14 protein-coding genes are annotated in these 14,112 nt (G+C 39.0%); 9 read left to right on the top strand and 5 right to left on the bottom strand.

Annotated elements, in window-relative coordinates; translation table 11 throughout:
• Window positions 1-229: 229 nt before the first annotated feature.
• From L2735_RS14220 to L2735_RS14200, 5 genes are all read left to right on the top strand, one after another.
• On the top strand, window positions 230-1,393 hold the full coding sequence (locus L2735_RS14220; RefSeq protein ID WP_248985376.1) for a multidrug effflux MFS transporter: 1,164 nt from the start codon (window positions 230-232) through the stop codon (window positions 1,391-1,393).
• 253 nt (window positions 1,394-1,646) lie between these two features.
• A complete protein-coding gene (locus tag L2735_RS14215) occupies window positions 1,647-2,726 on the top strand; it encodes a cytochrome-c peroxidase (RefSeq protein ID WP_248985343.1) in 1,080 nt (359 codons plus the stop codon).
• A 124-nt stretch (window positions 2,727-2,850) separates the two neighbouring features.
• Entirely contained in the window at window positions 2,851-3,369 is a 519-nt protein-coding gene (locus L2735_RS14210; RefSeq protein ID WP_248985342.1) for a cupredoxin domain-containing protein, read from the top strand.
• 6 nt (window positions 3,370-3,375) lie between these two features.
• On the top strand, window positions 3,376-3,978 hold the full coding sequence (locus L2735_RS14205; RefSeq protein WP_248985341.1) for a cytochrome P460 family protein: 603 nt from the start codon (window positions 3,376-3,378) through the stop codon (window positions 3,976-3,978).
• Window positions 3,975-5,609 (top strand): GGDEF domain-containing protein, encoded by a 1,635-nt coding sequence (locus L2735_RS14200; protein ID WP_248985340.1) that lies wholly within the window; start codon window positions 3,975-3,977, stop codon window positions 5,607-5,609. Before L2735_RS14205 ends, L2735_RS14200 begins: the two co-directional genes overlap by 4 nt.
• A 27-nt stretch (window positions 5,610-5,636) precedes the next feature.
• Here the strand turns inward: L2735_RS14200 and L2735_RS14195 are convergent, their stop codons facing one another.
• Complete coding sequence (locus L2735_RS14195; RefSeq protein WP_248985339.1) at window positions 5,637-6,683, bottom strand: sensor domain-containing diguanylate cyclase; 1,047 nt, start codon at window positions 6,681-6,683, stop codon at window positions 5,637-5,639.
• Between the two features lie 587 nt (window positions 6,684-7,270).
• Here L2735_RS14195 and L2735_RS14190 point away from each other — a divergent pair.
• The 3 genes from L2735_RS14190 to L2735_RS14180 all read left to right on the top strand — a co-directional run bounded on the left by L2735_RS14190 (window position 7,271) and on the right by L2735_RS14180 (window position 11,158).
• Entirely contained in the window at window positions 7,271-8,989 is a 1,719-nt protein-coding gene (locus L2735_RS14190) for an acetolactate synthase 3 large subunit (protein ID WP_248985338.1), read from the top strand.
• The gene (ilvN, locus tag L2735_RS14185; RefSeq protein ID WP_153913550.1) at window positions 8,989-9,483 is read left to right on the top strand and encodes an acetolactate synthase small subunit; all 495 of its coding nucleotides are present in this window, start codon (window positions 8,989-8,991) and stop codon (window positions 9,481-9,483) included. Before L2735_RS14190 ends, ilvN begins: the two co-directional genes overlap by 1 nt.
• A gap of 241 nt (window positions 9,484-9,724) precedes the next feature.
• Window positions 9,725-11,158 carry a DEAD/DEAH box helicase gene (locus L2735_RS14180; protein WP_248985337.1) on the top strand — a complete coding sequence of 478 codons (1,434 nt, stop codon included), beginning with the start codon at window positions 9,725-9,727 and terminating at the stop codon, window positions 11,156-11,158.
• Between the two features lie 138 nt (window positions 11,159-11,296).
• On the opposite strand, the gene L2735_RS14175 is transcribed toward L2735_RS14180, so the two are convergent.
• From L2735_RS14175 to L2735_RS14165, 3 genes are all read right to left on the bottom strand, one after another.
• On the bottom strand, window positions 11,297-11,719 hold the full coding sequence (locus L2735_RS14175) for a VOC family protein (RefSeq protein ID WP_248985336.1): 423 nt from the start codon (window positions 11,717-11,719) through the stop codon (window positions 11,297-11,299).
• Between the two features lie 132 nt (window positions 11,720-11,851).
• Window positions 11,852-12,268 carry a VOC family protein gene (locus L2735_RS14170; RefSeq protein ID WP_248985335.1) on the bottom strand — a complete coding sequence of 139 codons (417 nt, stop codon included), beginning with the start codon at window positions 12,266-12,268 and terminating at the stop codon, window positions 11,852-11,854.
• Between the two features lie 10 nt (window positions 12,269-12,278).
• The gene (locus L2735_RS14165; RefSeq protein WP_248985334.1) at window positions 12,279-12,494 is read right to left on the bottom strand and encodes a hypothetical protein; all 216 of its coding nucleotides are present in this window, start codon (window positions 12,492-12,494) and stop codon (window positions 12,279-12,281) included.
• 207 nt (window positions 12,495-12,701) lie between these two features.
• Between L2735_RS14165 and soxR the strand changes: the two genes are divergently transcribed.
• Complete coding sequence (gene soxR / locus L2735_RS14160) at window positions 12,702-13,154, top strand: redox-sensitive transcriptional activator SoxR (RefSeq protein WP_248985333.1); 453 nt, start codon at window positions 12,702-12,704, stop codon at window positions 13,152-13,154.
• 257 nt (window positions 13,155-13,411) lie between these two features.
• Here the strand turns inward: soxR and L2735_RS14155 are convergent, their stop codons facing one another.
• Window positions 13,412-13,873, bottom strand: coding sequence for an Hsp20 family protein (locus L2735_RS14155; protein ID WP_248985332.1), 462 nt, complete (start codon window positions 13,871-13,873; stop codon window positions 13,412-13,414).
• Between the last annotated feature and the right edge of the window lie 239 nt (window positions 13,874-14,112).

Genomic DNA, 14,112 nt, shown 5'->3' with positions numbered 1-14,112 from the left:
TTGTTAAACTATTGCTACATTCTTTTTCAATCATTTAAGTAAAGATTTTGATACAAGTTTTATTTCATTGATTCCCTTTTGTGAGCTGTAAACATGTTAAAATCTTTTATGGAATATTCTTAAGTTCCTTTCCTTGTTCTCTGCATTCTTTTCTATAACTGAGGTAAGTGTGAGCCCGTCTTCTAACACTCATTCTGGTGCTACGGCACAAAACTCTCCAAATCTTGCCATGTTAATTCCGATGCTGGCTGCCATTGTTGCTATCACGCCATTAGCAATTGATATGTACTTGCCTGCAATGTCGGCTATTGCATTAACTTATGATGCTCATGTCACCACAGTGCAGCAGTCATTAAGTATTTATTTAGCAGGCTACGCATTAGGTATGCTGACTTTTGGTCCACTAGCAGATCGATTCGGACGTAGACCATTAGTCATTTTTGGTTTGAGCGGTTTTACTCTTATTAGCTTATTTATCTCTTTTAGTAGCAGTATAGAAGTGTTTCTTGCACTTCGATTTGTTCAAGCATTTATCGGCGCTGCAGCAACGGTTGTTGTGCCTGGTTATATCAAAGAGGTATACGGTGAGAACACAGCTAAAGGCATGTCATATGTGAGTTTAATTATGATGTTGGCGCCGTTACTCGCCCCAACGTTAGGCAGCTTGATTTTAGAATTTGGCGAATGGCCATTAATTTTTATAAGTCAAAGCTGCTATGCCATTGTGCTATTAATGATTGTGCTGTTTAAACTTAAAATGCCAAGTGACAAAGCAAAAGACTCACGTAGCACTCAGTCATTTTTAAAGTCATATAAAACAGTCTTAAGTCGCCAAGGGGTCAAAGTTAATATCACTTGCGGCGTGTTAACTTCGTTTGCATTTTTCTGTTATCTCACTGCATCACCTTTCATTTATATGGAAGTATTCAATCTTGATAAGTCACTATTTGCCATATTATTTAGTACCAATGTCGGCGCATTAATGTTGGCAAATATCGTCAATTCAAGAATTGTCGGTCGTTACGGTTCAAACAGAATGTTATTTGTGGCAACTGTTTTTGCGACCTTGTCTGCAACCGGATTGATTATCGTCAACCTAATCGACCTCAGTTACCATTACACGGTGGCGATGCTTATCCCATTAATGGGTTGTCTTGGGATAATGTCAGTGAATGCTGATGCGATTGTTTTAATGAAATTTAAAAAAGAGACAGGGACGGCAACTGCCGTCATAGGAACACTTAGATTTGGTTTTGGCTCGTTAGCTGGTCCATTATTGGCTTTCTTTTACACCGGAACCGCTGTGCCCTTTTCCGCTATGATGTTGGTATCGGTAATCTTGGTTATGGTTTGTTTATTGTTTCAGCGAACACAGCCAAGCGTTAACCCATAACCTTGCCCGCATACTTTATATATAAGGTGGATGAAATTCACCAGCTGCTAGATTTATTCGTTCAATATAACTCCTTCCTCAAGCACTTTTAGAATATCAAAAATTTAGATAAACAAAATCAAATCAATTTCACACGAAATAATTATTTTGAACTAGAATAAAATTAATTATGTATTCTAAAACTAGAAACAGACATAAATGTAAAGGAATACAGTTCTATAACTGATTAAGCAGAACACATAGTTGGTTGACATTGGAGAGCCAAATTATAAATAAAGCTATCAAGGTTCAAATCGTTAAGGGTATCAACTCACCATCAAGTTGGCTAAAAGCATGCGCGCTTATAGCGTTAGCATTAACGTTCTCTCCTGTTTTTTCAGAGCCACTCGCCACGCCTGATATTGACGACATTGAATACCCTGAAGACGAAGCACCTAATCAAATGGAAGTTGAGTTAGGTAAAATATTGTTCTTTGACCCTATCTTATCAGCTAACAATCAAATGTCCTGTGCCACTTGCCATGACCCAAATAATGGATTTGGGGATGGACTCAAATTAAGTATTGGCCATGACGATAAACCACTCACAAGACACACTCCTCATTTGTATAATCTCGCCTGGGCTCATTCCTTATTTTGGGATGGCAGAGCGCCTTCTTTAGAACATCAAGTGCTAATGCCTGTTTTTGACCCATCAGAAATGAATTTATCTCAGAAACAAATGCTTGAAAGAATCGAACTGTCACCATTTTATAAAACACAATTTAATCGCGTATTTCAACAAGATAATATTGATACACACTTAGTAAGTCTCGCCATAGCAGCATTTATGAGAAGTATCATTTCTTCTAACTCCCCATTCGATCAATACCTAGCAGGCGACACTAACGCTATAAGCACTGAAGCTGTCAGTGGGCTCAAGCTATTTGAAGGCAAGGCAAAATGCGTTGAATGTCATGATGGTGCTAATCTCACCGACGGCAGTTATCACAGTTTAGGTATAGCCAGGTCAGATAAAGGTCGCGGTTTTGTTATCAACGACGACTCGATGAATTTTCGCTTTAAAACCCCAGGGCTTAGAAACGTCAGTCTGACAGCACCTTATATGCACGATGGTTCTATTGCCGATTTAGAGGGAGTGATTAGATTTTACAACGATGGCGGCGGAACTGGCCCAAATAAAGATAACCTGATGGAAGAACTTAACCTGACAGAGGGAGAAATAAGAGACTTAATCGCATTTTTAGCCGCATTGACTCAACCCATTTCTATCGCTCGTCCGTCTGTCCCTAACAATTTTACGACTGACCCCAGTATTCAAAAGAAGGATTAACCATATGGGCATGTCCCCTTCAAAAACGTGTCTCAGCATGTTGTTATTCTCCACTCTACTGTCAAGTTCTTATGTTAACGCTGACAGCATAAACGGTACCATTTCCTTTATAAAAAAGCCCCCTATGGTAGGGATAGCTTACGTACCATCTCAAACTGTTAGTGAATTTAGTCCTGAAATAGATCAATTGGATAAACAATTTACCACTAAAATGGCAGTGGTCAATTCAGGTAACAAAGTCATATTTAAAAACTCGGATAATGTCGAGCATAATGTTTTTGCCAATGACTTAAGTCAGTCTGCTAAGTTTGATGTCGGCTTGATGACACCAGGCGGCAAAAAAGAAATCACTGTCGATTGGCAAGACAATAGTATTGTCAGGGTCGGTTGTAAAATCCACCCTAAAATGCGCACCTATTTAGCCTCTATTAATACCCCATTTCATAAAATAATTGAATTTAGTAAAGACACTCAGGAATACACTTTTGTGATTAACAACATCCCTGACGATGCTAAGCAAGTCTTATTTGCTATTCCCAAGTATGACTTGATCACTCTGGATATCTCATCAGGTTCCGATTGGTCTTCAGACATTACCAAAAAAGGTAAAGTTCGCGGCCAAATCACCATAATTAAAAAGTAGCCTCTTATGAAAAAATGTAAAGTTGCACTTTTATCGATTGGGGTATTGATCATTTTCCCTGTGTTATTTATACAAGCGAAAACCAGCAATAGTGGTTCCCCTTATCAAATCAATATTTTTGGTTTTGATCATACATTGGTTCCTCAATCTGAAAACTATCAGTCTAATTGGCGCCGATTAACAGGGTTTGAGCATTCAGGCCTTCACTGGGAACAATTTGTCGTTATTTATACCAATAAAGGTGAACAGGTCTATCGACATAACTTTCTTCAGTACAGTGCATGGTTTGACGATCCAGAAGACGAAGACAACCAGCCGATTTACAAAATGTATCCCACCGGCACGACTTTCATTAAAGAAAATTATCATATGAAACAAGGCAAACCTTCTGACGCCGAATCCATTACCGTTATGATTAAACGTCAAATTGGATTTAATCCTGCAGGAGGCGACTGGGAATATATGCAGTTTTCTAAAAACGGTGAGCAAATTATTAAAGGTAAAGGTTCAGATAAATTAGTGCAGCAAAAATGTGCCAGTTGCCATGAAAATGTCAGTGAAAGAGATTTTATATTTTCTAACTTTTATAGTGGTACAAGTCATCAATGATGAAAATACGTCACCGTTTGAATCTTAAACAAAAAGCCATTGCCGCGACCATCGTGTTAGTGCTTGTATTGCTTTCTATCACTCTGGTATCACTTGTTAGCTTTTCCTCCACTCAAGAAAAACTCACAAAAGTTACCTCGCAATACCAACCTAAAATGCTCCGTGCGATGCAGTTAACCTCGCATTTTTATCATAGCTTAAGCGTATTAGGTAACTACCTCATCGAGAAAGATGACTACAATATGATTTTGTATCGGCAAAAAGTAGAGGATATCAATAGCACGCTAACTGAGCTGGTTAACCTTACCAATATGAACCCTGAGTTGGATGACTCTGAACAATTAGCTCGAATTCGAGTGTTAGTTGATCAAATTATTGCCCATAACCTTGCAATGTTAGATTTGGCGCAAAATAACAACAAAAATATGCCAGCCATTGGAATCGCTTCCGCGCAACTTGAGCCCATTGCTATAAATGTAAACCAAATAGTTAATGATCTACTGCTTGCTACATCCGCTAATAAGCAGTCAAACATTTTACCTCTGATAGAAGATTTAAGATTTAACTGGATCATGTTAGTCAGTGAGGTAAGGAACTATCTTGCATTTAGACAAGACAGTACGATTGATGAAATCTCTTTATTTAAAACAGGTGTAAACCAATCTTACGAGTCCCTTGAGAAATACCGCAAAGAAATGGATGCCGATCAAGAAGATTTACTCGATGAGTTTGAATTTGATATGAACACTTATCAAGAAGCGCTCGTCAAAGCGATTAATATCCATGCAGGTAATCATTGGCGCGCAGACCGCCAACTCATGAAACAAAATATTACTCCAACGCTTAAAAAACTTACCCATGAACTTGAAACCTTGGTGACTAAACAGCAACTTAGGATCCATGAAAGTAACCTTGCCCTATCGACACAAATCAGTAATGCAGAACAAACTATTAGGGTTTCTATCCAAATAGCGATCGGTATTGCGTTATTAGTGATGTTTTTAACGTTCAAAAATAAACGATTACTTAGCGATATATTGGCCCATAAAGAAAGTGAACGAAAGCTATTCCATAAAGCACACTATGACGCACTGACGAAGCTTGCTAACCGGGCATTCTTTGACGACAAACTCTATAAATTATTTTTAGAGCAAGAGAGCAATCTCAAACAAGTAAAGGATAACGGTAACGTAGGTGCTAATCCACCACGTTTTTTCGGTTTACTTTATATTGATTTAGACGGATTTAAGGCAGTTAATGATGATGTGGGTCACGATGCTGGCGATTTCATTCTTATCGAAGTTGCTCAAAGAATGAAAAACGTAGTTCGAAACTCAGATATTGTTTGCCGTTTAGGTGGGGATGAATTTGCAGTGATACTTAATGATATCGCTGATACTTCAAGTATCGAAAAAGTAGCTGAAAACCTATGTGTTGCCATTAGCCACCCCTACGAATATAAACAGCAAACCTTAAATGTCAGCGCCAGCATCGGTATTTCTCACTCCATTCACTCAAAGTTGCCAATGGATAAAAAAATTAAATTTCAGATAGAAGCCATTACTAAACAAGCCGATACAGCCATGTATCAAGCAAAAGAAAATGGCAAAAATCAATATTCAAAATACTAACTAGGTTATATTGCTTTAGGGCTAAATTTATTGTTCAGCATGCTTAAATTGGTTTCTACCCTGCTGTTTTGCTTCATAAAGCGCCTTATCCGCTTTTCCCATCATGTCATCGATTAACTCTGTTAAATTGACTTGTTTATTATCACTAAACTTATAATGAGATGAGCCTATAGATACTGTAATTGGCTCTGAAGTTACCTTGATTTCAGAGATTGATTTCATGACCCGTTTGAATACTATTGAGCTACCCTTGCTATTTGTATCAGGTAACCAAATCATAAACTCTTCACCACCTAACCTCGCGACAAATTCATAGTCGCGTAATGAGTCGTTAATTTTATTTGCGATCTCGACTAAGGCTTCATCACCTTTTTGATGACCATAAACATCATTTAACTTCTTAAAATAGTCGATATCTAAAATGGCAAGAGTACATTCCCCGCTCATGCGATTTAAGTGATTCATTCCTTTTATAAGCTTTCTATGCATGCCTCTACGATTGGGAATATTGGTAAGGCTGTCATAATTCGCTTGATACTTGAGCTTGTTATTTAACTTTCTGAGCTCAGCTTCTTGCTCACGACGGATCAATTCTACTTCTATCCAAGAAGCCATCAGCTGCAATGCGTCAATATCAATATCAAGAAACTTTCTGAAGAAAGGAGTGGGACTAGAAAAATTTAAAGTGCCATATAGCTCATCATTTAATCGAATTGGAACCCCAATATAAGACTCTAAGCCAAAGGCTTTGTAAGCTGGATGAACCGCAAACCTTTTATCACTTCCAACATGTTCAATTGCAACCGGTGCCATAGCACTACAAGTGATACTGCAGTATGTGGCGTCGTAATCAAATCTATCACCAGGCATCATTGGGACATCTTTTGGTGTAATGCAGTCCTGAACGAAATAGTTACTGCCTTCTATTTTAGAGAAAATACCAATATCTAAGCCAAATCGCTCTAGCCCCATCTGGATAAGTTCATTGACCTGATGCTCAAATCCTTTGTTATGATCGCAGGTGATTTGATAAAGTCTGCGAATAACTTGTTCGCTGTTTATCTGTGTGGTCATCAATAGTTCCTTGGTCATTTAGTCGATTGAACATCGACGACTTATCTATTTACCTGCTTGACTTAAAACAAGAAAACATAAGCACTAACTCTAATTATTATGAAAACTTAACAGAATTATAATGCAAAAACTATTAGCCATAAGTTATAGCTAATTTCAGAGTTGACATTTCTTTAGTTATCTAGCGTCCATACTCCTATCAAAACGAACATCAAAAGAATGTACCTGCAATTTTATGCACAAATAGAAATTTAAATCCTTTATTCAATATTGTGCAGTTTATGATGTATTTAATGGTTATTGATGACTCAATAATTAATTATTTTAAATATTCATGAAATACACTCAAGTTTCTGAATAAATTTCCAAATCCCTCTTGTATCAAGTTCAAAATAAATTATGATGAAATCATCTTGTTTCACTTAGTGTTGTGTAAACAACTCATATAACAGGACAATTATCTAAGGCGGTTATCGACTGCAAAGATAAACGAGTTCGAACTACCATTCGGGCTTACTTTTAAAACGATTACCGTCGTTGTAACAAGATACTGTTTACCCACAACGGTAACTTAAGAGGATTTAGCAATGGAAAAATTATCCGGCGCAAGCATGATCGTGCGCTCGTTAATCGATGAAGGCGTAAAACACATATTCGGCTACCCTGGTGGCTCAGTTCTTGATATCTACGATGCACTTCATAAAATTGCAGGTGTAGAACATATCCTTGTAAGACATGAACAAGCTGCAGTCCATATGGCTGACGGTTATGCCCGCGCTACGGGTGATGTTGGTGTCGTGTTAGTGACCTCAGGTCCAGGTGCTACCAATGCTATTACAGGTATTGCGACTGCGTACATGGACTCAATCCCAATGGTTGTGCTTTCAGGACAAGTTCCGAGTAACCTTATCGGTAATGATGCCTTTCAAGAATGTGACATGATTGGTATTTCTCGCCCAATCGTTAAACACAGCTTTTTAGTCAAAGATCCTCAAGATATTCCTGAAATCATCAAAAAAGCGTTTTTTATTGCCTCAACAGGCAGGCCAGGTCCAGTGGTTGTCGACTTACCAAAAGATTGTTTGAATCCTGAGTTACTGCATGACTATGTATACCCAGAATCAGTCAATATGCGTTCGTACAATCCAACAACGTCTGGCCACAAAGGTCAAATACGTCGTGGTTTACACGCGTTATTAGCCGCTAAAAAACCGGTACTTTACGTTGGTGGCGGCGCGATTATCTCAGAATGTGATCAACAGGTTTTACAATTAGCAGAACGTTTAAACATTCCAGTGATCAATACCCTAATGGGCTTAGGTGCATTCCCAGGAAGCCACCCTCAATTTCTTGGTATGTTAGGTATGCACGGCCGCTACGAAGCCAATATGGCAATGCACGAAAGCGACCTTATTTTTGGTATCGGTGTACGTTTTGATGACCGGACAACGAATAATGTCGAAAAATACTGTCCTAATGCCACCATTTTGCACATTGATATTGATCCCGCATCAATTTCAAAAACCGTACGAGTTGATATTCCTATCGTTGGCTCTGCGGAAAACATATTAGACAGCATGCTAAAACTGTTAGATGACACCCAAAAAACCAATGACGCTGAAGCGCTTGAGTCATGGTGGGCAGATATCAACAAATGGCGTGAGCGTGACAGTTTAGCTTACGACAAAACAACCGATCGTATTAAGCCTCAGCAAGTAATTGAAATGCTGCACAAGCTTACTGATGGTGATGCTTACGTTACATCCGACGTTGGTCAGCACCAAATGTTTGCCGCTTTATACTACCCATTTGATAAACCTCGTCGCTGGATTAACTCTGGTGGTCTCGGCACCATGGGCTTTGGTTTACCAGCCGCCATGGGCGTTAAAATGGCAATGCCAGATGAAACTGTTGTGTGTGTTACTGGTGATGGTTCAATTCAAATGAATATTCAAGAGCTTTCAACAGCACTTCAATATGACACCCCAGTAAAAATCATCAATTTGAATAACCGTTTCTTAGGCATGGTAAAGCAGTGGCAAGATATGATTTATTCAGGTCGTCACTCACACTCTTATATGGACTCAGTGCCTAATTTTGCCAAAATTGCTGAAGCTTATGGCCATGTTGGCATGACTATTAGCGATCCGAACGAACTTGAATCTAAGCTTGCAGAAGCATTAGCAATGAAAGACAAACTTGTATTTGTTGATATTAGCGTTGATGAGACTGAGCATGTTTACCCTATGCTGATCCGTGGCGAGTCAATGAAAGATATGTGGTTAAGCAAAACGGAGAGAAGCTAATGCGTCGTATTATTTCTGTATTACTTGAAAACCAACCGGGCGCATTATCCCGTGTTGTCGGTTTATTCTCTCAGCGTGGTTACAACATTGAAAGTTTAACGGTCGCGCCAACAGAAGACACCACACTGTCGCGCCTTAACATTACCGTGAATGCTGAAGCCAATGTACATGAGCAAATCGAAAAACAATTGCATAAACTAATCGATATTCTCAAGGTATCTAACATTACTGAAAATGCGCATATTGAACGAGAGTTAGCCTTAGTAAAGGTTAAAGCACAAGGCGATATGCGTGAAGAAGTGAAACGCACTGCGGATATTTTCCGTGGCCAAATCGTTGATGTGACATCTAGTTTGTACACCATTCAAATGGCAGGAACCAGTGACAAAATTGATGCCTTTATTAGTGCACTCGCTGAAGTGACTAAGGTGATTGAAGTATCACGTTCTGGTGTTGTTGGCCTTGCTCGCGGCGATAAAGCCATGAAAGCCTAATTTAAAATACTGTTTGAACAACCTAAAGGGAGCATTCGCTCCCTTTTCTTTTCAATTATTGCTAAATACCTGTGCAGTAATTTAAACAAATGTCAGTTGCCAGCAAGCAAACGCCCTCACATCTTAAATTTTAATCCTTAAGCTGCACTCTAAACTCGCTGTCTGATATACTTAGCCTCTACTCTTTAAGCTGCTATCACTAAGCTAGCAGTCACTGTTGACACTTTACCCGAGATAACACATGCCATTTGCTAAGCTAGGATTAAGCGATCCTATTATTAACGCCCTGAATTCTTTAGGTTATAGCCAACCTACACCAATTCAAACCCAAGCGATCCCAGTGGCTTTATCGGGTAAAAATATCATTGCGGCGGCGCAAACTGGTACAGGTAAAACAGCTAGCTTTGTACTGCCGATTCTTGAGCGTTTTAAAGAGCCTCGTAAAGTGCGCGGTAAACGCGTTAAAGCATTAGTGCTTGCTCCAACTCGTGAACTGGTTGTTCAAGTTGAGCAAAACATTCAGCAGTACAGCAAAAACTTATCAATTAACTCGATGGTCATGTACGGCGGCGTAGACAGTAAACAGCAAAAACAGCGCCTTATTGAAGGCATTGATATCCTTGTTGCAACACCGGGGCGTTTATTAGATTTATACACTCAACGGGCTGTTCATTTTGATGAGCTTGAAGTGTTAGTCCTTGATGAAGCTGACCGTATGCTTGATATGGGCTTTATCGAAGACATTAACCGTATTATCGAGCTATTGCCTGATGAACGTCAGAACATGCTATTTTCTGCGACGCTTTCAAATCAAGTACGTGCATTAGCTAAAACAGCGATGCAAAAACCGGTACAAATCTCAGTTATCGCTGATGCCGACGCTGCGCCCAAAATTGATCAATGGCTAGTCACTGCAGATAAAGATAAAAAATCTGCATTACTGAGTCACTTGATACAAGAAAACGATTGGAAGCAAGCGTTAATATTCATTGAAACAAAGCATGGTGCAGCTAAGCTTGTCACTCAGTTAGAAAAACGCGGCATTATTGCAGAGTCATTTCACAGTGGTCGAAGTCAGCCGATACGCGAGCAAATTTTGGCCGACTTTAAAGCTGGCAAAATTACCTACTTAATTGCCACTGGAGTCGCTGCTCGTGGTATCGATATTGATGATTTACCGTTAGTTATCAACTACGATCTGCCTTTCCCAGCCGATGATTATGTACACCGTATTGGTCGTACAGGTCGCGCTGGCGCGCAAGGTACTGCAGTTTCATTAGTGTCTAAAGATGACTTTAAAAACCTTTGCGCTATCGAGCGCCGTTTAGGTCATATTATTGAGCGTAAAGAAATAGAAGGCTTTAGCCCAAGAAAAGAAGTGCCGATTTCGATTTTAGACTTTGTGCCTAAAAACCCTAAAACGCCGAAACCTAAAACTGACCAAGACCAGCCTAAGATGTCACGAGGTAAGTCAGATAAACCCAAGAATAACCACTACAACAAAAATAAAGCACGTAAATTTAATCAAGAAGAAGCAAGTGGTAACTCGCGCTCAGCTTACCCTGCCAAAGATAAAAATAGCGCTTCTGAAGGACAGCGACCACAGCGTTCAACTGATGCTAAACCTGAAGCAGTACCTAATGGCAGCGGCAGCGTAAACCCTTGGAAGCAATGATTTCATTGAGGTTTATTTAATCGTTATTGATTAAAACTTTATTATTTCGAAATATACCAGCCCACTGTGATGATAAATTCAGTGGGCTTTTTAATGGGTAAAGCTCAAAGGTAACGACTTAAGTAAATCACCAATCAGTTAAAGAGCCGCTTTAATATCGACTCGCCACGGCGGGTTTAGTCGATTTTCGCCCGCCCAATACAATTTAATTTTGTTTCCAGACGGATCAAATAGAATCGCTTCTCGCCATAGATAGGACTCATCCACCGGAAGTTGGCTAAACTTTATCCCTTTGCCGACTAGCTTATTTACCCACTCATCTAACGCTCGATGCTCAAAATAAATGACGCTGGTATTAATATTTTCTACAATGTCATCAAAATTAGCGCTTGATTGGTTTAATGATAGCGAGAAGCTAGCCTCTCCTTCAGGGCATGCAAATCGCGCATAATGATTGCCGCTATTTACGGTACTCACAATTTGAGTGAAGCCTAAGCTAAGGTAAAAATCGCAAGCCTTAGTCATGTCACTCACCGTCAATGTCACTTGATTTAATCGCATTTCCTCTCCTTAATTCCCTTTGTTTCATCAGCGTTATTTTCATGCCTTATTTTTATTTACATGCTTTGGCTTCTACTTCAATCTTGAATGAACTAACTTGAATGTACTAGCTTGAAAGAAAAGTTAAATAGGTTAAGCATAGTGATTTCGGTCACTGGGAATATCAGTTAAGTATTCGACAAACTCTACTTCGTAACCATTTGGGTCGATGTAATAAACACTATTGTAATTAGCATCTTTACCGCCAAGGATATCAATTTCAAAACCTGCCGACGTTAACCTTTCAATTAGGCTTTCTAAATTGGTGACCACATATGCAAAATGAGCCAAGCCCAAATCGTATCCTTCAATCGGACGTATTTTGCCTTTTCCATTATCATTAAAGGATAGGTAATTATATTCATCACCGAAATGGATCCATTTACGCAGTACCCCATGCCACTCACCTTCGCCTCCACCTCTTACTTTCCAATGCGGGAATGCGGCTTGGTAAAACGCTAACGTAGTGTCTAGATCGTTTACGACTAAATTTAAGTGTTCTAAGCGCATAATATTGTCCTTATTTTGTATTCATCGTTTGGCAAAACAGTAATTGGCTCTTAGCAATTACATCGTCAATCGCTTTTTGGGTATCTTCATTCGTCATCAGTTTTTGCTTGATTCTCTCGCTTACTGAACCTGTCAGTTTTAATTGCTTACTTATGTGATTGTTTAAGTGATTGCTATTGCTCGCATTCTTGTTAACGCTAGTGGAATAAGTCATCGCTTTACTCATATCTGCCTCCTGCAAATGGCCATTAATTGCCTGAATAACTGTTAATTAAGTGGATTCCTGTCAATTTAGTGAATGGTTATATAAGATGAAGTCACTATAAAACCTCAACCTAAGTTGAGGTAAAGTACTTTTTATAAAAATATTAATTAATTTTTAATGTGCCAATCATTTGGAGTCGCAGCGGCTTAAAAAAGGAAAGGAAGTCATATGTTAAATGAAGCAGATTTAACTGTCGGTCAAGTTGCCAAACGTTGCGGTATCAAGGTTTCTAGCCTGCACTTTTACGAGACTAAAGGTTTGATTAGCAGTTTACGCAATCAAGGAAATCAACGTCGATATCGCCGTGATGTGATCAGACGTATCTCAGTAATTAAAGCGGCGCAGAAAATGGGCGTCAGTTTACAAGAAATAAAACACGCCTTGAGCTTTTTACCCAATGAAAGAACACCAACAAAGGAAGATTGGGCTAAATTATCTCAAGCGTGGCACGATAAACTGACTCAGCGGATTAATTATTTAACCGAACTACGCGATTCACTCAATGGTTGTATAGGGTGTGGGTGCCTTTCAATGAAGACTTGCCCAATTTATAACCCTGAAGATGAGCTTGGTATTGATGCTGTTGGCTCAGTAATATTAGATAAAGCCCTATCAGACTAACAAAGTGATGATTGAAGTGTGAAGTTTGAAGTTTGAAGTTTGAAAATCGAAGAGTCGCGAAACTAAAAAGCCCAACAAGGAAATTGATTCTCGTTGGGCAAAATAATCAGGGGAGATGTGAAACCTGTGCTATTGATGCGCATGATGAGTGCATAGGAAAATCAAATAACACAGTCAAACTAATGTCTTGCAAGGTTTTGCCATCTCTCACCATCAACAACCTCTAATGACAATGAGTAAGAGATAGCGTCGAAAGGTTAGCTTTCGATGGTATTGTTTACGTTAGCACTATTGATTTGAATCTTACGTGCTTTCATTGCTTCAGGAATTTCACGAACTAATTCAATATTTAATAGGCCATTTTCTAAGTCTGCTCCCACAACATTTACGTGATCAGCTAACTGGAAAGTTCGTTCGAATCCGCGTTCAGCAATACCTTGATGTAAGTATTTACGTTCATCGTTTACTGCAGCGACTTTACTGCCTTTGACGAGTAACTTGTCACCTTCGCTAGTGATATCAAGCTCATCCATGGTGAAACCTGCAACAGCCATTGTGATGCGATAACGATTTTCGCCAAGTAATTCGATGTTATAAGGAGGGTATCCTGTATTACCATTTTGTACTGCGGCGTGCTCAGCCATTTTTGCTAAGCGATCAAAACCAATCGCACTACGGTATAAAGGAGTTAAATCTGGAGTTAAGTTAAATTTGCGCATGTTCATATCCTTGTCTAAAGCAATATGTAAAAAATAATATGCCATTATTGGCGTTGGTCATTACCCTTGCGGCGTAATGTAAGTTAGACCCTCTATTGAGCGTGCCTAACTTATAACTAGATATGAGAACGATAATTTTATTTTCAAGTAAAAAGCGTAAATTAATTTGAATTATTTTAAGGGGTTTTTAATAAGCTATTGAAATTAATCAACTTAAATAATTATTTTTTCCCAAATAA

Origin of the sequence: Shewanella olleyana, from assembly GCF_023283825.1 — a bacterium.
Classification (GTDB): Bacteria; Pseudomonadota; Gammaproteobacteria; order Enterobacterales; family Shewanellaceae; genus Shewanella; species Shewanella olleyana.
Note: the sequence above shows the minus strand (reverse complement) of the source record. Positions and strands in the feature narration are given on the sequence as shown.

Excerpts from the sequence above, each read along its gene's own strand:
- L2735_RS14220 (WP_248985376.1), top strand. The coding sequence starts at position 230 with ATGTTAATTCCGATGCTGGCTGCCATTGTTGCTATCACGCCATTAGCA.
- L2735_RS14210 (WP_248985342.1), top strand. The coding sequence starts at position 2,851 with ATGGTAGGGATAGCTTACGTACCATCTCAAACTGTTAGTGAATTTAGT.
- L2735_RS14205 (WP_248985341.1), top strand. The coding sequence starts at position 3,376 with ATGAAAAAATGTAAAGTTGCACTTTTATCGATTGGGGTATTGATCATT.
- L2735_RS14200 (WP_248985340.1), top strand. The coding sequence starts at position 3,975 with ATGATGAAAATACGTCACCGTTTGAATCTTAAACAAAAAGCCATTGCC.
- L2735_RS14195 (WP_248985339.1), bottom strand. The coding sequence starts at position 6,683 with ATGACCACACAGATAAACAGCGAACAAGTTATTCGCAGACTTTATCAA.
- L2735_RS14190 (WP_248985338.1), top strand. The coding sequence starts at position 7,271 with ATGGAAAAATTATCCGGCGCAAGCATGATCGTGCGCTCGTTAATCGAT.
- ilvN (WP_153913550.1), top strand. The coding sequence starts at position 8,989 with ATGCGTCGTATTATTTCTGTATTACTTGAAAACCAACCGGGCGCATTA.
- L2735_RS14180 (WP_248985337.1), top strand. The coding sequence starts at position 9,725 with ATGCCATTTGCTAAGCTAGGATTAAGCGATCCTATTATTAACGCCCTG.
- L2735_RS14175 (WP_248985336.1), bottom strand. The coding sequence starts at position 11,719 with ATGCGATTAAATCAAGTGACATTGACGGTGAGTGACATGACTAAGGCT.
- L2735_RS14170 (WP_248985335.1), bottom strand. The coding sequence starts at position 12,268 with ATGCGCTTAGAACACTTAAATTTAGTCGTAAACGATCTAGACACTACG.
- L2735_RS14165 (WP_248985334.1), bottom strand. The coding sequence starts at position 12,494 with ATGAGTAAAGCGATGACTTATTCCACTAGCGTTAACAAGAATGCGAGC.
- soxR (WP_248985333.1), top strand. The coding sequence starts at position 12,702 with ATGTTAAATGAAGCAGATTTAACTGTCGGTCAAGTTGCCAAACGTTGC.
- L2735_RS14155 (WP_248985332.1), bottom strand. The coding sequence starts at position 13,873 with ATGCGCAAATTTAACTTAACTCCAGATTTAACTCCTTTATACCGTAGT.